Below are 16711 nucleotides of genomic sequence, written 5' to 3' on the forward strand. Positions count from 1 at the left end.
AATAGGCGGGAAATTAATTGCGGTCAGGAGAGAGAGGGTTGCGATAGCCTGAATACAGGGAATTTTTAAGGCTGTCATAATGCCGCTTCGCAGCTCGGTGTAACCCCCAGGTACCGAGTTGCAAACTCCGCTATCACAGGCCCGTAAACCGGGCCTGTTTTTTTTAAATGTAAGCGTCAATTGCCGCTTGGTTATCGAGCAGGCCTCTCGGCACTGTCTTTTGCCCTTTCTGACTCTGGGCTGTGGCCGTCAATCGAAGGAAATCAGATCGTCAATACGAGCTTTGCAGCTAGTCCGATCAGCAATAGGCCAAACAATTGCTGGATGCGGTGGCCCAGGTGCTTGCTGACTAACTGACGCTTGCGGCTGGCATGTACTGCCAAGGCGATGATGCAATACCAGAGGGTATCTATCCCGGAAGCTACGGCGGCCATTCCCAACTTAGTGGTAAGAGTCTGTTGCTCCGATACAAACTGACTGAATAAGGCAGTAAAGAACACTGCAATTTTGGGGTTAAAAAAGGCTACACCAAAACCCTGCGCGATTGCGCGCTGAGTACTTTGTTTTGGTGCCTCCAATTTGGTGGTGCTGGAGCCCGGTGCTGGTGCGCGCAGGGCCTTCCAGCCTAAATACACCAACATGGCGGCACCGGCCCATTGCAAAATACTGAACAGCAGTGGTGAGCTGGTAATTAGTACGGCTAGACCAAAAGCGGTGAGGGCGGCATAGATGGCGACACCAGCCCCATGGGCGATTGCACTGGCGAGCCCCTGCTGGAGCCCTGATGCGGAAGAGCGCATTACGATCAATAGACTGGGCCCAGGAGACATGGCCCCGAGTGCACAGATACCTGCGAGTGATAACCAACCGAGTAAATCCATTATTTAAAGCCGCCCCCTTGTGCCAGCCATTGTTTCTCTTCATCTGTAGATTCGCGGCCGAGTGCCGCGTTGCGGTGCGGATAGCGCCCAAACTGCTCAATCACTGCCTGATGAGCCAGGGCGTATCGATAGTGGGTCGCAAGGTATGGGGCAACACTTGGGTCACCCTGGTACTGTCGCTGCAACTGGCTGAAGTATGCCACGGAGCGTCGTTGCATCGGGAGTTTTTCACTGTGCTCCAGCGGCATACCCACGAATATTTGCTGAAATAGTCCGAGTCTGCCGGTGTCTCCGCGCCGTAGGATATCTTCGGTAACTTCCAGCGCGAGGAGGTCTCCCGCAAAGGCTTTCTCGTTACCGCGATAGATATTGCGAGCGAACTGATCGCATAGGAGCACCAGGGCAAGCTCGCCTCGCAGGGTTTGGCGCCAATGGGGCAGTCTTCCCTCCAGAGCCCGCTCGGTAACCCTGCCAAAGTCGCACCGTATCTCGCGATCTAACGCTGGCGTCGCTGCAAACCAGCGTTGCTGCTGCGATTTGGATGGCAAGTGGCCCAGCGTTGGGCCGCCGAACCAGAATGTCAGCACATCCACTATTGAAGACATCAACCTGAACTCGTTTTTTAGTGGTCTGGATTATTGCGACTTTTATACCTGTTGGTCCAGCCGCAGAGGGAGATGGTGCTACCGGAAGGGTGGCGCGAAAAAATTTTTATGCATCTGCATCCAAACCTGAGGCTAGTCCCGTCATAGAGGTGTACAAGGAGAAACGATCTGGAGGTCACAATGTTTACTGCGGGATCATTTAAGAAGGTACAATTTTGCGCCGTACTGTTACTGGCGCTCAGCGGCATGCAAGCGGCAGAAGCCAGGGCGGTAGAGCTGGGCTTTTCTGTGGAAGACATCCACCGGCAGCTCACTGAGAAGACTGACCGGCATTTTATGGCGAAGCTCAATGAGTGTAAGGCAAAAGCTGATTCACAGAGCATCGGATTCCCCTATCCGGTGCATGTAGCTGAGGATAAGCCTAAACAGGGCGCCACACCGAGCCCTTATTCAAAAGGTCGCCTCACAGTCATGTAAGGCCAAAAAGTGGTTTTGGGTATCCCCGACGGTGCAACAGCACATATAACGAGAATGATCAGAGAGTAAAAAATGAGAGCGAGAAATTCACAATCCATGCGGGCTGGCGCTCGCTGGCTGGTAACTCTGGTGGCTGCATTTGCCGCCCTGGGTAGCTGGGCACAGGATGACAGCACGGAGATGCCGAAGCCTCCTGCTCCACCATCGATTGATGCCGAAGCGTCCGAGCCGAACTCACGGGTGCGGATTATGCGTGATGACAACGGCGTGCTCACTATTAAAACCCAGGGTGAAGATGGCGAGCGCAGTGAAGTCAAAGTAGATCTGGGTACCGATTTTGGTGGGCCACTGAGTCAGCGGATTATTGAGAAGCTTGAGAGCAAAGGCATTCTCGACGATCGGGGCCAAGTGGTTGAGGAGGCCCTGGATCAGGTTCCGGAGAATGTCGAAATCGGTTTGACCAGGCATTACGACCACAAGGCCAGGTTTTGGGATAGGGCGCATAACACTGAGCCCTTGGAGTCCTGGCTGGTACCAATAATCGCTCTGATCTGCATTTTTGGGATGCCGGTGCTGATTGTCTGGCTGGTGACTCATAACAGCTACCGCAAGAAACAGTTGGTTGTGGAAAATATCAACCGCATGGTTGCTGAAGGTCGCGATGTACCGCCTGAGATGCTGGATATGCTCGAAGGCAACAGCCCCAGGAGTCCTGCAGATAGAGGCATCACCCTGATTGCTGTGGGTGCAGCGGTGTTTATCTGGCTGACGGCCCTGGCAGGCTTTGGTGTAGGTAGTCTGGGTTTGATCCCACTGTTTATCGGCCTGGCCCGCTTTATCAACTGGAAGCTCGATAACAAGCAGGTGTAAGGACCCGAATATGGACCTCAATGATGAGGATTTGATCAGGCGCACCGTCGAAGACGGGGACCAGCGGGCATATGCTCAGCTGGTTCGCCGCTATCAGTCACAGCTGCGATTCTCGCTCCGTCAGCTGTGTGATGGCGACCAGGGCCTGGCGGACGATATGGCGCAGGAGGCCTTTATCAAGGCCTACAAGGCGTTGCCGGCATTTCGGGGGGATGCCCGGTTCAGCACCTGGTTGTACCGTATCGCCTACAATCTCGTCATGAGCCACAAACGCAAGAATGCGCCAGATGTGGATCAGGAGGCGGTCGACAGAGCTCAAGCAGAAGAGACTGTGGAAGAGTCCCAGCAACTGGGTATGGCAAGGGATCTAAACTCTGCTATGAGTAGCCTGAGCGATGCCCAGCGTCAGGCGATACATCTGTGTATGCAGAGGGGCTTTTCCCATGAGGAGGCGGCAAGCATTATGAAGTTGCCGCTGGGTACGGTAAAATCCCATGTGAATCGCGCGAGGGCCAAGCTGCGCAGCTTGCTCCAGCCATGGCGCGAGGAGGTGGTAAATGGTTAATTTTGAACAGCGGAACACTAAGGGTGGCACCTTGAACGATGTTGCTATAGAGGGCAAAGATCCACAGTTCGATGCCTGGCTAAGCGAACAGCTGCAGTTCGATGAGCCCTACCTGGACGACGATGGCTTCTGTGAAAGCGTGATGGCAAAACTGCCTGCGCCTTCAAAGGATAGTGAGCGCCGTGCCAGCCGATCACAATACATCGCTGTGTTGGCAGCCTCAGGAATCGTGGCCTGGCAATTTCCATTTGGTGAAGTATTGAGTGAAGCAGCGCGCCAGTCCATCAGCCTTTACAGTCTGGTTGGCGTTGGAATGCTCTCCTCGCTAGTGGTGATGGCTGGCGGTATTTTTGCTGCACGTCGCTGATTAATTCCTAATAGTAATAAATAGGGATTATCGGCCTGCCCCCACTACCAAGTGGGGGCAGATAAAATTTTGCTCCTCCGCTAATTGGAACACTTTTAAATAGTGACTTCGTACTGTAGAGGGTATGCTTTTAATTTCTTCTCTCTTTTTTGTATAGCCATGGACAGTGCTATGCTCGACACGGTGCTCTGATACTGGGTTAACGTCTAACCTGCCACCACGGTGCCGGTGGATATTTTCCTCAAATGTAAATGTGGGCCTGTAGATATTTAGTCCCCCTCATCATAAATTACTTTGGAAAGCAGATTTATTCCGAGTAACACACTCTTTAAGGCAAGCGCAGTAAAGTGTATATCCTCACAATCGAATTCCCTTTTTTCTTCTGAAAGAGTTAGCAATTGTTCGAAGTGCTTAAGAGTTGTCTCTGGAGCTCTGGAGAGTGTCGGGCTGACTTTTTCGTCCCTCCCAACAAGCCCGGCAATGTTATTAGCAGCAAGGCTACCGCAATGATATGGGGTACTTGCCCTAGCTAAACAAACATTGCGGTGGATCATGAATATTTCTTTCAGTATCTCCTCTTCCGGTTCACTTTTATACAGTACAAAGTCTGGGGGCTACACAAAATACATATTCAATATTTCAAGGAATAACTCCTCACGTGCTCCAAGGGAATTGTAGAAGTTTGAGCGGGTAATGCCGAGTGTCTCTTAGAGCGCCTTAACAGGGTAAGCTTCATCACCCTCCCTCTAGATCACATTCATGATTGTCTGTAGTGCTTCCCGATCGAACCTCTTTACTCTACTACTTTTTTAAATGTATGGACAAAAAACAGAGCTTCCCATATTAGCTCGCCTACGGAAAGGGTTTCGAAAGAGGTAAGAGTTAATCAATGGCAGCTGGGCAGTTTGGGTGTGTCCGCAGGCCACTTGATAGAGCCGCGGAAGAGGCATGGGAGAGAAACGTTAAAGGATCTATGAGGTTTTCGAGTGGGCTTGATGATGAATGTCCGGAAGCTGCAACGCTGTTGAGAATGCCTGATAGATTTATTAATAAAAAACTTGATTGTTATGGAGCTAAGGCTGCTTTTGATTTGAAGTTACTGGCCAGTGGAGATTCCAGGCAGGTATTAACCAGGGTTAACAGATCCGCTAACTTTGGTGACCAGCTCAATCAGCCTGTGTTGATTGCATCAATGGAGTTTTCACGCTCCATAAAAAATCAAATGGTTGTGCTGGAGTGTATAGTGACGTTTAACCATCTAAATGAACCATCTGACCGTGCCACTGGTGTAAAGGCTGGATACCAGTTCAATCGCGGTTTAAGTTTCTATTCAAGTGAGACTTTTACTGAGAATGAAAAGTTAGAATGTAAGTGGCTAAATCAGTAGCTTTTATTGGTAGAGGTTGGTTATTTATATTCTCTGAGCGAAAAGTACATTAAATAGCCTCCTATATTGTTCTTTATCTGATTTTTCCTTGAGATACTTCACAGAAGCTGGCGGCGTACTACTGGGTCAGAGAGTAAGAGTACACTGCACTCGAGAAGCGCTGTGAATACACTCTTTTAAGCTTGAAATCGGTATCCATGCCTCATACGATCCTGAACGCAGTGTATTCCCTCTTTCCCTCTCACCAGCTATCTATAAGCCTATTCCCCAGTGAAGCTCATCGTTGATGTCGGCCATCCTATGCTTAATCCATGCCCACCCAATTGAATTAGCATCAGACTAGTCAAAACTTTTATCTATTTTAATTCGAAGCCAAGAGTACCAATATTTACTGAGGTTATTGCCATTTTCTTTTGATGACTGTCCAGAATTGATTTGTACCTTTAGAACACCTAGTAGGGTATATGTAAAAGTGATTGATCATCAACAAATATTATCGACAGGGTATAAAAAATAAAATTTGCTTTGCATGGGTACATGTTTGAGGAATTAAACAATTCTATCTTGAATGAAGGGAGCTTATAGCCTTTTCATTTCATTATAAAATTATATGTTGTAGAATTTTCAAATTGTTTTAGTGGCTTTAATAATGGATCTATTTAGCCATTCTTTTGGTCGTAATTCGAGTAATAATTTCAGTGGTTTTTTTGACGGCCGGATGGTCAAAACTATCCAGCCGGGCTCTCAGATCAGCTATCAATATCTAATGATAGGCTCTTTAGGTTATGGATGACTTGCCTCCCATTTTCCTTCCTCAGCAATATCAGAGTAATGCAACCAGACTTGATCTACTGATACAGATTCTTTTGCTTGTACTAACTTTGTATTTTTATAAGGACTGGTGGGTACAGAGAATTGATATACGCCATTGGTCTCTGCGTGACAGATGGTCATACCTTCACTCCAGATTCCCTGTGAGCTAGTGATATACCAGTCACCTTGGGCATTTTCACAAGCAAAGGATTTTATCTGAGTGCAATTCAAATCGTTGAAGCGGCCGTTGGCTCTGGATAGTGCGCAGTCTTCATTGCTTGTACTGCCAGCATTGTTCGGCTCATTGACATCCCAGCTCCATACAGCTGCTGCGATTCTGTCCGAATTTGTATAGCCCAACATATCCAGTCCGGTAGAATTTAGGCCACATTCCATAAGTATCAATAATTCGCTGGCATTAGTGGTCTTATCATCGCTGCCCCCGGATAAATTTGTCCGATCCTCTGAAACTGACATTATGCCACTCTCTGGGTTTTCCGGGCAGACACCATTGAGAACCTCATTGCGATCGTAAGAAAGTCCACCTTCGTGATTCTTGAACACCAGGCTTTGATAATTATCATCATTACAGGCGGAATTCCCAGTAAAATAAACTTGCTTGCCTGCATTTAAAATATCTCTATCGGTAAGGTCTGCTGGCACCTTACTACAGCCCCCGTTTGGGCGATAGACCAGCTCTCCCATAGACTCTTCCACTCGTGCTATAAATTCATTGTGCTCTCCATCCATTTCATCTTGAATTTTTATCTCTATGACTTGATCTGGATTTTTGTCAAGCCAACTTTTCACTTCATTGAGCCCTTGAATTAACCTGCGATCAAATGAACTGCATCCCCAATGATTGGATGTGCCATGGCAAAGCAGGAGTTCAGTTTTCCAGGTGCTGAAGCTAAAAAATTCATGCACATCGAAGTTGATTCTGCGAACGCCTGCTTCTAGTTGATCGTTCAAGGACAGCTTTTGATTTGGATCTACATAGCGGAATGCATTGGCATACTCCTCAGCGTTAAAGGAGTTGTGTGTTCCCAGTCTGAAACCTTCTCTTAGCGGTACATCGAGATCTATATCGTTTTGAATCTTAAGCGCACGGATACGCCAATCGTTAGAATCAAGTGTGAACTCTCCCGCGGAAACAGATAGGGAAACAATAAAGTTAGTCAATAATAAGGTAGAGAGGGTGGTTGTTTTGACTATGTTATTCATCGATTAATCCAAGTTTATTCCGAAAATTGGTGGGTGTGTGAGTTGAAAAGTGTGGCAAGAAATTGAGAAGTTCAGCGGGATTTCTATATTTTAAACTGAAAATAGCCTGGCTGATTTATCCATTTCCTTGGAAAATATCTACAACTTTTAATGTAAGCTTTCGATGTCTAATTAAATTAAACATCTTTGGTATTATAAAATGTTTATTGATTTTATGTTGTTGGCTTTAAGGTTTGTTGTATCCTTTGTTGAAAGAATTAGTCATTTTTGTGGACTTGTTGGCGTTATGGCAATATAGTAGGCGACAATTAACTTTAAGAATCTAACATGTCTTTAGTTAACGTAATTGAGCGGGCCCTTAAAGCCTTTGCTGACTTCGTTTGAGGGCCTCGATTACTTTTCTTATTGTTAATCCGGCGGATAAATCGTTTAATTATGCCGCGTACTTAATTGATTTATGTCGGAAATAGGCTGCTACACACGCGGGCTTTTTTGTAACATTCTCATATGAGAAAGTACTTTGCTTTTCAGTTTCTCCATGAGTCGGGCTGGCATACTACTGTGAATGCCCCCCTTTAAGGTTACAATTCAAATACTCATCTGGATTCAGTTCAGGTGAATATGATAGTAAATAATAGATTTCTTTCTCATCCCCGTGCTCTGCCAGTCAAGCATTAATGACTTGTGCATGGTGGACCCTAAGATTGTCCAGGATGAGATAAACTTTAAGTTCCGATTTTTTGGTTAATCGCTTGAGAAAGTCAATCAGCCTATCGGCATTCATACTTCCTTTGTAAATTTGAAAACGCACTGTTCCTTGGTTTGAAATCGCGGATATCATATTGAGTGAAGTAAGCGTGGCATTCAGCTTCACAATGGAATTTTTTCCTTTTGGTGCATCGCCATGCTCATGCTGGCAATCGCTGCGAATGCCTGTTTCATCACCCCAGTAAATCTCTGCGTCTTGCTGTTTAATGCCTGGGTAATCTTCCTCCATCCATTTTTAACGGCTTTCGGGTTTTGTTCATAGGCCCGTTTGGCAGGCTTCTATGGCGTAAAGCCTCGGCGTTTCAGATAATCACCGACGGTGCGAATTGGCATCTTCAAATCGCATTCAGGTTCGATTAACTCCATGACTGCCTTGCGTGCCCACAGGATATAGTCAAGCTTGAGCTGATCTGGCTGCTCATCTGAGATTTGTTTTGAAGCTTTTTTTCTCTACCGTTAGCCTGCGGTTCGTACCTTCCGGGTAGCCGCGCTTTCTAGAGGCCAATGCTTTAAAGTCCTCTGCTTTATAAGCATTGATCCAATTTTGTACTACTCGACTGGAAACATCCAGTGCCAGTGTAATTTTATCGCATTAATAATATCCATTTGGATATTGTACCGAACTATAGAGATACCAGATTAGCAACCAAAAACTTTAATAGCGGTGTCTTTGTGCCTTATATAAAGGAAGAGGAACGCGTAAATTATCGAGCCGATATTTAAAATGGATTGCTATATTGACGTGGCAACACTGCTGAATACTAATCCTGGCGGCTCCTGGGTGTTTGTTATGGATAAAAATGGACGTATCTTTTGCGGTAATAAAGTCGGTGACATTCAGAATCATTCGGCATTTTTGTCTGGGCAACCAGTTGCTGCGGCAGGACATATATCTGTGGCAAATGGGAGAGTAGAACTAATTAACAATTTTAGTGGTCATTACCCACCTACCAGTAACTACATGGAGTAATTTAAGGAAGAGCTGGAAAAAACAATGTTGACCTAAGGGTGACAAAAATCCAATTTGGTATCTCTTCAAAAATTTACGCACTACGCGCAAAAAACAATCAAGATCCATTTTATACAGGGAAATGGTATCAAAGTTTTCTTGGTACAGTAATCAGGGATACTGTTGATGGTAGCTCACATACATATAATGGCCGCACTCACATTCAGGGGCAAAAACTAAGGCTTTATCCTGATGGGCCCAAGTGGCAATGGCTTTAATGTGGGAAAGTTGAACAGGGGAATAGCGGTGGGAAGTTCGCCTCTGAATTAGTAGACTATAGTGTGCGGACTAATTCTTGTTAATTGATTTTTTTAATGGCTACTTTTAACGTCAAATTTATATGTTTTGATTAGCGTCCGAAAGTGGATGTCACTTTCGGACAGAAATTCTATTGATTGGGCCGATAAGGGATGTATTCCAATTGCCCTCTAGTCAATTATTTTTAGGTAATACTAGTGTAACTCCGAACAATTTCTTAATATCAACAACGCTTAGCCAAGCCCCAATTCACGTTCAATTTGAGCTTTCCGCCATACCGAATATTTTTGGGGGAGCTTGGCTTCCTTGGTGTTATCAGCGATGATCGCACGTCCCATGCTGGGCCAGCATAAAACGGCCAGTACTCGTGGGGCAATTACTTGAAAGACTTTGGGTGGCCCCATCAGGGTTTTTAGTTTCTGTACAAGAGGCAGCCAGGAAGCAGGGACTACCTGCTCGGCAATCGCCCATGAAGCCTGGGGTTCACTGCCTAGCTGTTTCGTAAGGGATTCGTAGCGTAGTGTCGCTGCTCGGAGAGCCGCTTGTGGAGATGCTATTATTACTGCACGTGCGCGTCGCTCTGCACATAGCAGACAGATCTCTTTGGGTAGACCACTGCGTTCAGCCAACTCTGGATTTAGTGCCCAGCCGCTGGCTTTTATATGGCACTGACATATTGAACAAGCATACTTTGGGTTGTCAGCATTAAAGAGTGAATTTACTTTCTGTGGACGTTCGCCGTTTCGCCAGTAGAGGGGATATTGATCGAAAATGGAGCTGGCAAAGTATCTTGCAAAGATTAACCAGTCGATATCGGTAACAGTTCCAAAACGGTCCTTACGCACAAGTTCAGGAATATCCAGGCTATAGAGGTGGCGCAGGCAGTGGGTGCAGGGCTTTAGTTCATCTTGTGGAAAAACTTTTTGTGCAGCAGTGTAGTCGCTACTCGCCCAAAGTGAACCTTGGTAATTGCTTAGCGATGGGCATTTAGGGGTTATATGGATTTGCCCAAAAGAATGCCCCTGCGTAGAAGGGCTTTCTTCAAGGCCAAATACAAATACCGGAATGTTACGGTAGCGCCAGCCACAGGTGAGGCTATCCAGGTCTGAATAGTCCAGCTGAATACCAGAGCTGATAGCTTCTGCCAAACTGTTCCGACTTGGAGTATTCGTCGGTACTTTCAATAGGGGACTGTCGGCGGGAATTCCGTGATCGTTACTCTCCGGTTGACATGATGTAGCTTTCATAGGCGTGAAGCCGTGCCGCGGCTCTTGTGTTTGGTGTTTATGAATAGGCTGGAGGTTGGTTGGCTTCACAAAGCTTCCTCAAGAATTTGCAGGATATGGCTTTCAGAGTCACGTACTACCCGGAATGCCACTCTGCGAGAGCGATCCGGATCTTCTATACCATTAGCATTGAGTACAGGCCGAGCAGAGGAATAGCCTACGGCCGCAACTTTTGCGCGGACTAGTACCGCTTGAGTCGGTGGTAGCAGCGAGTGGGCATACTGCATCACCGCTCTTGATCGCTGCTGTGACAGACGCAAATTATGAAAGTAACCTTCTTCTGGTTCAGATTGTTCACCCCACTCAGAGCTTGTGTGTCCCTCTATTTGGATTGCGGCAATAGAGTCCATATATGGAGTCAGGGCAGCAATATACCTGGGTACAAATGAGGACATAATCTCTCGGGCATTGTCACTCAGAGTGAAATCCCCCGCTTTAAACAGGGCATCACTATTATTAAATGAAATGGCGAGGGTTTGCTTATCCAGGGAGGCTCCCCAGTGATCCAGGTCGTTAGCAAACTCCTGTTGCAGGGTTTGGTAGATTGCAAGTTGAGTATCGCGATAAGACTCTGCAAGCTCTCGAATCTTAGCGCGTTCATCTATTAAGGAGCGCATTACGAAGACAGCAATACAGAGAAATACCATCATCAGGCCTGCCATCATATCGGATAGGCTGATCCACTGGCTCTCGCTGGATTCGCTGTTGGAGTGGGCACTCTCAAACATGCTCCTCTCCGACGACCTGCTTCACTTGACTGTCGATACGTTTCATTTGCTGGATTAACTGGCGGAAATCCCTTGAGAACTCACCACTCAGGGTGCCTAGCGCATCACCCATCGCAGCCATTACACTCTCGACTTCGCTATGTAAGCGTTGATCCAGTAGCTCATACTGACGTTTGATGCTTACGTCTGCATTGGTCAAATCACGAGTGATCACCTGGGATAACTCAGTAATCATCTGTTGGTGAGTCTTGGCGATAAGTTGTGCGAGTTCAACCATTGATTCACGATGGCTGTTTGCAGTCTCTTGTATAATGTTGGAAAAATGTTTTGGGTCGATACTAGTAAGGACATCGGCGAGAGCAACGACCTTATTCGTCCTCTGCTCAAAAACCTTAGCCTGGGTTTCACTCAGGGAGATTAGGTGTTGAACTTGAGTGCCTAACTGCTGATTCGCTTTTTCTATTCCTTGGGTAATAGACTCAAACTTAGGTGCGATATCTGGAATAGATTGCTGCAGTACTTCAATGGATGCCTGCTGTTCATTAAGCATGACAGAGATTTGCTCGGAGTGAGTACGCTGCTGTTCAACCAGCGAAGGAATAACGTTAAAGATCTCCGGTAATTCAGTAATACGTTGGTGCAGCTGCAAAAGGTTCTCTTGTGCACCGTTAATCTCAATCAGTAGGGATGTGGTTTGCTCACGGTAGATCGCAGCAAGCTCGGCGTGTTGCTCATGCTGATCGATTAATGCTTGCAGGGCAGGGGATACAGCCTCCAGCTGTTGAGTAAACTGCTGCAGATTATCACCCATTTGTGCGTTCAGTCCCTGATTAAACTTCTCCACAACTGAAGTTAGTGACTGTAAAACCTCTTCGCTAATACTGTGTTGAAACTTTGTCAAATCCTGTCGCTGGTCATTGATCGCTTGCAAAATATCATCTGCAGTGGCTCTGGCTGGCTGATCTTTGCTAAATATTTGGAAAATAGTGCGCAAGACCAGCGAGAGGAAAAGGCCTAAGATACTTGTCATAAAGGCGGTTTCCAGACCTTGCATAAGTTCTGAAATCGAGGTGTCGATATCAGCAAGGTCAAAACCATAGATACCAAGAATAATACCGATAAAGGTGCCCAGAATACCAAGAGCGGTCAGTAGAGATGGAGTTTCTTTTACGAAGCGTGGAAACTTGCCAAATGGGTAAAGGATCAAGGCTATAGTGCCAAGGGCAAGCATAACTATAAGAAAGGTGTCTGTTACCTGCTCAGGAGATAACTTAGTCAACCAGTGGTAGAAAAACTGGGTCATTATTGATCCTTTACAACTTTCTGCATTGTTATTTCGTGATAAAAGGGCCCGTTGGGTATTCTCCCTGTGCCCTGACTTAGAACTTTCATTTGTGGTAGAGCTTTCACTACATCGGTAATAGTGCGGAACTTTGTCTGCTTATTTCCAGCTGGTTGGATATAGGTTCCAACAAGGCCTGATGGCTGAATCTCGAAAACACCACAATTAACTGGAAGTTGCTCTTGCTTGAACAACAGAAAATGCATCACACCGTTATTGCTGAGATACTGATATAGCGTATGTGTGATTAACTGAATTTGTTCAGTGGAAAAGAAATTCAGGAGATCCCAGAGCAAAATACAATCCAGGTTTTCAGGTAGGGTGGCCTGTCGTAATGCCGCCTGTACCGCGCTATTAAAGGGTACCTTGCGGCTACATTGCCAGAGAATTGCGGAATAGAGATCTGAAATAAACAGTTCACCCACCTCACGCTGGAGGTGCTGCATATTCCTTCCGGCTTTCTTCCCTACGTCCAGAGCTTTACTGACGGGAGAGCGCTTGGTGTGCATTAATGCTTGATCAAGAGCTGTCAAAGGGAGTTCGGTAAGGCTTGTTTGTCTAAAGGCGGAGATTGCAGCTGAGGTTCCCCCCGCGCGTACAGCGTTTTGTGACTTTACATTACCGTATTCAAACATCAGCTCGATAAGATCTTTACGCATGCCTTTTCTATGCAGGAGAGAGGAGCGCAGAGAAAAGTTACCCATGGTTTTCATCAGGTTGAGCGACGAGTATCGGTATGAGGGTAATGGCTCCGGCAGTGCTAGGGGCTCTGAGTTAAAAGTGAAGCCGGACAAACGCTTAAAATCAGCGGGCGCTTTAGGCATTGTGCCGGTGTACAGCATAGTATGGAAGATGGTGCCAGCTTTTAAGTGAGGTCGGATTTCCTCAATTAATTGCGTAATAAGCTCGGGCTCCATAAAGTTGAAAAGGTCCCAGCAGAGCACGACATCAAGTTTTATCCGTTGCGGCTTTCTAGTCAGGTGTTTAGTTAACTTTATGGTTCGTGTCTGCTGGTCAAATGAGTGGATCTCAAGCAGCAGGCTACGTAAATCCTCAATAAATGTCTGGCAGGATAGTTCCAAAAAGGTTTGTGTAGTGCCAAATGAGAGACACCCTAAATCCAATACTTTACCACCTGGTTGAATCACCTCGTCCACCAAGGCGGCAATACCAAACGAATGATGCTGCAACATACTCTCACACTAAAAGCTAGAGCCCCGGCAATAGCCGGGGCTCGTATGGAGGATCAACTGAGGAATTTAACTCAGCTCTCCTCTGTTTCCTCTTCAGTCTCCTTGGTACCGAACAGATAGTCGCTGGTATCGGATAGACGGGATGAATCACTCGCGGTTGAGCTGCTAGAAGTGTAGGAGGAATTGTTCTGGGAACGATTTGCAGGCTTATCTTCAGTTGCCGGCAGGTCTGGGTGCACCAATCGGTCTGAGAATTCCTTGTGACGTTCTTTCATTTCGGAGTCGGTATCTACCATATCCATAGAGCCGCGGAACTTACCACCGTCGTCGAGTTTGATCCGAGGGGCAATCAGGTTGCCATTTACCTGAGCAGTATTTCGGATCTCTATTAATTCATCGGCAAGTGCGTCGCCATCCAGTGTGCCTTCAACAACAATATTTTTTGCGTGGATATTTGCAGTCACTGCGCCGCCGGTACCAACAGAAAGGTTGTGGCCAACCATAATTACAGTACCGTCTACAGTGCCTTCTACATGTAGATCTTCGGTGCCGATCAACTCACCGCGAAAATTGATACCCTCACCAAGCACTGATTTGGCGCCTGAATTCGAGAGAGATGATTGCTGCTCACCAGCGCTCATGCCTGCTAGAAAAGGTGTGGAGTCATTGCTTTTGTCAGTGCTCATCTAAATAAATCTCTTCGTTGTGGAAAAAGTCAGCTATTAAATTTCTTGTAGCCAGGCCCTCGGCTGAAGTCTTATCCGTAGGCCAGCTAATACATTGAGTCGAAAAATCACGAAAGCTCAATGTGAGAACAGTGGTCTCGCGATGGCAGGAGATACATGTTCATTTTTTCGCAGAAACCTGGATATCATTACGCAAATATTTTCTACTACTGGAGCTCTCTTTTTCTCCTCTCCATGCTCTTGGTATTGGAGCACTTGGCTGAATGCTAACTTCATTCAGCAAGAGGATTTACGTAGTTATGGTTTCATCCGTATATTCATCTCTGGTAGATTTTTTATACCATCCCTTAACAGCTTCAACTTTTTCACAGGTGGCTTGTGCCAAGCCAGAAATTAATTTAGGTCGGTGTGGGTATTTGCCAACAGAGAGCACACCGAGAAATTTACAAAACTTAACCCGCAACCTTTAACTGTATAAAAATAGTCCTACTACCTAATTCTAGTGACGATAAATTTCTGGGATTTTTCACCATAACGTCACATTCTTACTTTTACATTAAGGTGTAATTTGTAAGTAAATATTTACTTCTTGTTGTGGAGGGCACACTGCTTATTGTCTGCTGATGGGTATTGAGTCTTACCTGGCACATATCAATATAGATTGGATTGTTACTACCTTACAGCGCGAAAGCCACCCTAACGGATCGGCAATCGATCAAGCTGACCTCGACTTGAATGGGCTGAATTTAGCACGGATTCCACGTTAAAAGTGTGACATGGAGCACTTTTTGCTCGCCTTGACCTAGAGGAAGTGACATTGGTGCTTCGAATGCAGCAGTGTCAGTACCATATACTACTAAGGGGTGTGTTGCTTGGTAGGTAATATGAAATGTGGAACAATTCCTCATGCATAAGGGGTTGAAAAAAGAAGAACTTAAAAGTCTAAACCACAAAATATGGGTAGTGTCTATGCGAAAATGGGCGAAACCTATATGAAAGTTTCTGGAAATAGAAATTCCAGCAAGAAAGCACTTTCTGATCGATAACTTTTTACTCGCCCGTTGGGTGAAAAGTACATAAAATCCAGTCTCGTTTTTGGGTTGTTAAATAATGATCGGTTTGGAAAAAGGGTATTCTTTAATTAATGACATTCTTCCGAAAAGCCAGCTTGAGGTTCTTCAAAATGAGTTTGAAGATTTAAAGCTTGCTAGGGGAACTGGAGGCATACGCAATGTAGAGAAAAAGTATAGCTCTATAGCGGCCTTGGCTACATCGGACTTGATTGTAAATTTAGCGCAGAAATACTTAATTCAGCGTCCTCGATTGGTAAGGAGTATCCTGTTTGATAAGCATAAGAAGTGTAACTGGCTTGTCACTTGGCATCAGGATAAGTCTGTAGCGGTCTCTTCAAAATTTACTAAGTCTGGATGGGGCCCTTGGAGTGTTAAGGATGGTGCTCACCATGTGCAGCCTCCTCTACATGTTCTTGAACAAATGATTACGATCCGTATTCATCTGGATGATACTGATGCCAGTAATGGCTGCTTGAAGCTTATTCCTGGCAGTCATCAATATGGGATTTTTCAGCAAGATGAAATATATAAATATGTTAAACTGCATAATCCGATTGCTTGTGAGGTAAAATCCGGTTCTGCATTAATTATGTATCCTCATATTCTTCACGCCTCAGATAGAGCTTTATGTCCTAAGCGCCGCAGAGTGATACACTTGGAATATAGTTGCTATGAGCTGCCAGCTGGGATTACTTGGGCATAGTGCAACTAGATTCAATTTTCAATAATGATGTACGAGTTGACACCCATTACACTACCTTGCTATCAATTAAGATGTTCGTGTTGCATGTTACCATTGTAATTAAGGTCAGAAAGCCGCGCGACGATACCTATCGGAGCGCAGTCCGCTGCTTTTACTCTCTTCTTGAAGATTGGGAAAAAAATAAGTCAACACTTAAAAATATAATTATTTACATGATGGTCGATTTTCTTGAGGGTTGGCTGGTGACCATGTTTTCCTATAAAAATCGATAATTTTTATAAATATTTTGACTAATTTAAGAGCGCTTTAAGTAGTGGCAATTGCTGATGGCTGCTTATCAATTTGTTACTTACCTGTTTCTTGTTGTGTTTTTTTCTTTTTGGAGTTGGTCTTTGTTTATTTGAAAATTTAAGATTTATTTTTTTATTGATTTCTCTGTTTGGTGGCATTTTGGCTGTTAAAATCATGCGCGGTCA

The 16711-nt window shown here is 45.6% G+C and carries 17 protein-coding genes; 6 read left to right on the plus strand and 11 right to left on the minus strand.

Features of this window, described 5'->3' with window-relative positions; translation table 11 throughout:
- Window positions 1-263 precede the first annotated feature (263 nt).
- Together G367_RS0119660 and G367_RS0119665 are read right to left on the minus strand one after the other, a co-directional pair.
- Window positions 264-881: a LysE family translocator gene (locus tag G367_RS0119660; protein ID WP_020414871.1), complete on the minus strand. Its 618-nt coding sequence runs from the start codon at window positions 879-881 to the stop codon at window positions 264-266.
- Window positions 881-1486: a DUF924 family protein gene (locus G367_RS0119665; protein WP_020414872.1), complete on the minus strand. Its 606-nt coding sequence runs from the start codon at window positions 1484-1486 to the stop codon at window positions 881-883. Before G367_RS0119665 ends, G367_RS0119660 begins: the two co-directional genes overlap by 1 nt.
- 180 nt (window positions 1487-1666) lie before the next feature.
- Between G367_RS0119665 and G367_RS0119670 the strand changes: the two genes are divergently transcribed.
- From G367_RS0119670 to G367_RS0119685, 4 genes are all read left to right on the plus strand, one after another.
- Entirely contained in the window at window positions 1667-1963 is a 297-nt protein-coding gene (locus G367_RS0119670) for a hypothetical protein (RefSeq protein ID WP_020414873.1), read from the plus strand.
- A 72-nt stretch (window positions 1964-2035) separates the two neighbouring features.
- Complete coding sequence (locus G367_RS0119675) at window positions 2036-2833, plus strand: DUF6249 domain-containing protein (protein ID WP_157533680.1); 798 nt, start codon at window positions 2036-2038, stop codon at window positions 2831-2833.
- A 10-nt stretch (window positions 2834-2843) separates the two neighbouring features.
- The gene (locus tag G367_RS0119680) at window positions 2844-3398 is read left to right on the plus strand and encodes a sigma-70 family RNA polymerase sigma factor (protein WP_020414875.1); all 555 of its coding nucleotides are present in this window, start codon (window positions 2844-2846) and stop codon (window positions 3396-3398) included.
- Window positions 3391-3765, plus strand: a complete 375-nt coding sequence (locus tag G367_RS0119685; protein ID WP_020414876.1) for a hypothetical protein — start codon at window positions 3391-3393, stop codon at window positions 3763-3765. Before G367_RS0119680 ends, G367_RS0119685 begins: the two co-directional genes overlap by 8 nt.
- Before the next feature lie 269 nt (window positions 3766-4034).
- Here G367_RS0119685 and G367_RS0119690 read toward each other — a convergent pair whose 3' ends face one another.
- Window positions 4035-4319: a hypothetical protein gene (locus G367_RS0119690; RefSeq protein ID WP_020414877.1), complete on the minus strand. Its 285-nt coding sequence runs from the start codon at window positions 4317-4319 to the stop codon at window positions 4035-4037.
- A gap of 335 nt (window positions 4320-4654) precedes the next feature.
- Between G367_RS0119690 and G367_RS0119695 the strand changes: the two genes are divergently transcribed.
- Entirely contained in the window at window positions 4655-5152 is a 498-nt protein-coding gene (locus tag G367_RS0119695) for a hypothetical protein (RefSeq protein ID WP_020414878.1), read from the plus strand.
- Window positions 5153-5935: 783 nt separating this feature from the next.
- Here the strand turns inward: G367_RS0119695 and G367_RS0119700 are convergent.
- The 8 genes from G367_RS0119700 to G367_RS25350 form a co-directional block, all read right to left on the minus strand.
- Window positions 5936-7189, minus strand: a complete 1254-nt coding sequence (locus G367_RS0119700; RefSeq protein WP_020414879.1) for a phosphoinositide-specific phospholipase C-related protein — start codon at window positions 7187-7189, stop codon at window positions 5936-5938.
- Between the two features lie 667 nt (window positions 7190-7856).
- Window positions 7857-8186: a transposase gene (locus tag G367_RS25345; protein WP_020414880.1), complete on the minus strand. Its 330-nt coding sequence runs from the start codon at window positions 8184-8186 to the stop codon at window positions 7857-7859.
- Window positions 8187-8236: 50 nt separating this feature from the next.
- Window positions 8237-8386, minus strand: a complete 150-nt coding sequence (locus tag G367_RS27175; RefSeq protein ID WP_425411213.1) for a winged helix-turn-helix domain-containing protein — start codon at window positions 8384-8386, stop codon at window positions 8237-8239.
- Window positions 8387-9457: 1071 nt separating this feature from the next.
- On the minus strand, window positions 9458-10471 hold the full coding sequence (locus G367_RS0119715; RefSeq protein WP_157533681.1) for a hypothetical protein: 1014 nt from the start codon (window positions 10469-10471) through the stop codon (window positions 9458-9460).
- Between the two features lie 65 nt (window positions 10472-10536).
- Window positions 10537-11238 carry an OmpA/MotB family protein gene (locus G367_RS0119720; RefSeq protein WP_020414883.1) on the minus strand — a complete coding sequence of 234 codons (702 nt, stop codon included), beginning with the start codon at window positions 11236-11238 and terminating at the stop codon, window positions 10537-10539.
- Window positions 11231-12541 (minus strand): MotA/TolQ/ExbB proton channel family protein, encoded by a 1311-nt coding sequence (locus G367_RS0119725; protein ID WP_020414884.1) that lies wholly within the window; start codon window positions 12539-12541, stop codon window positions 11231-11233. The genes G367_RS0119720 and G367_RS0119725 overlap by 8 nt, the downstream gene beginning before the upstream one ends.
- Window positions 12541-13773 carry a hypothetical protein gene (locus G367_RS0119730; RefSeq protein WP_020414885.1) on the minus strand — a complete coding sequence of 411 codons (1233 nt, stop codon included), beginning with the start codon at window positions 13771-13773 and terminating at the stop codon, window positions 12541-12543. Before G367_RS0119730 ends, G367_RS0119725 begins: the two co-directional genes overlap by 1 nt.
- A 71-nt stretch (window positions 13774-13844) precedes the next feature.
- Entirely contained in the window at window positions 13845-14459 is a 615-nt protein-coding gene (locus G367_RS25350) for a bactofilin family protein (RefSeq protein WP_020414886.1), read from the minus strand.
- A gap of 1110 nt (window positions 14460-15569) precedes the next feature.
- On the opposite strand from G367_RS25350, the gene G367_RS0119745 reads away from it, so the two are divergent.
- On the plus strand, window positions 15570-16235 hold the full coding sequence (locus tag G367_RS0119745) for a phytanoyl-CoA dioxygenase family protein (protein ID WP_020414888.1): 666 nt from the start codon (window positions 15570-15572) through the stop codon (window positions 16233-16235).
- The last annotated feature ends 476 nt before the right edge of the window (window positions 16236-16711 follow it).

It is taken from the genome of Microbulbifer variabilis ATCC 700307, assembly GCF_000380565.1.
GTDB classification, from domain to species: Bacteria; Pseudomonadota; Gammaproteobacteria; order Pseudomonadales; family Cellvibrionaceae; genus Microbulbifer; species Microbulbifer variabilis.

Coding starts and splice junctions, on each gene's coding strand:
- G367_RS0119660 (WP_020414871.1), bottom strand. CDS start 881: ATGGATTTACTCGGTTGGTTATCACTCGCAGGTATCTGTGCACTCGGG.
- G367_RS0119665 (WP_020414872.1), bottom strand. CDS start 1,486: ATGTCTTCAATAGTGGATGTGCTGACATTCTGGTTCGGCGGCCCAACG.
- G367_RS0119670 (WP_020414873.1), top strand. CDS start 1,667: ATGTTTACTGCGGGATCATTTAAGAAGGTACAATTTTGCGCCGTACTG.
- G367_RS0119675 (WP_157533680.1), top strand. CDS start 2,036: ATGAGAGCGAGAAATTCACAATCCATGCGGGCTGGCGCTCGCTGGCTG.
- G367_RS0119680 (WP_020414875.1), top strand. CDS start 2,844: ATGGACCTCAATGATGAGGATTTGATCAGGCGCACCGTCGAAGACGGG.
- G367_RS0119685 (WP_020414876.1), top strand. CDS start 3,391: ATGGTTAATTTTGAACAGCGGAACACTAAGGGTGGCACCTTGAACGAT.
- G367_RS0119690 (WP_020414877.1), bottom strand. CDS start 4,319: ATGATCCACCGCAATGTTTGTTTAGCTAGGGCAAGTACCCCATATCAT.
- G367_RS0119695 (WP_020414878.1), top strand. CDS start 4,655: ATGGCAGCTGGGCAGTTTGGGTGTGTCCGCAGGCCACTTGATAGAGCC.
- G367_RS0119700 (WP_020414879.1), bottom strand. CDS start 7,189: ATGAATAACATAGTCAAAACAACCACCCTCTCTACCTTATTATTGACT.
- G367_RS25345 (WP_020414880.1), bottom strand. CDS start 8,186: ATGGAGGAAGATTACCCAGGCATTAAACAGCAAGACGCAGAGATTTAC.
- G367_RS0119715 (WP_157533681.1), bottom strand. CDS start 10,471: ATGAAAGCTACATCATGTCAACCGGAGAGTAACGATCACGGAATTCCC.
- G367_RS0119720 (WP_020414883.1), bottom strand. CDS start 11,238: ATGTTTGAGAGTGCCCACTCCAACAGCGAATCCAGCGAGAGCCAGTGG.
- G367_RS0119725 (WP_020414884.1), bottom strand. CDS start 12,541: ATGACCCAGTTTTTCTACCACTGGTTGACTAAGTTATCTCCTGAGCAG.
- G367_RS0119730 (WP_020414885.1), bottom strand. CDS start 13,773: ATGTTGCAGCATCATTCGTTTGGTATTGCCGCCTTGGTGGACGAGGTG.
- G367_RS25350 (WP_020414886.1), bottom strand. CDS start 14,459: ATGAGCACTGACAAAAGCAATGACTCCACACCTTTTCTAGCAGGCATG.
- G367_RS0119745 (WP_020414888.1), top strand. CDS start 15,570: ATGATCGGTTTGGAAAAAGGGTATTCTTTAATTAATGACATTCTTCCG.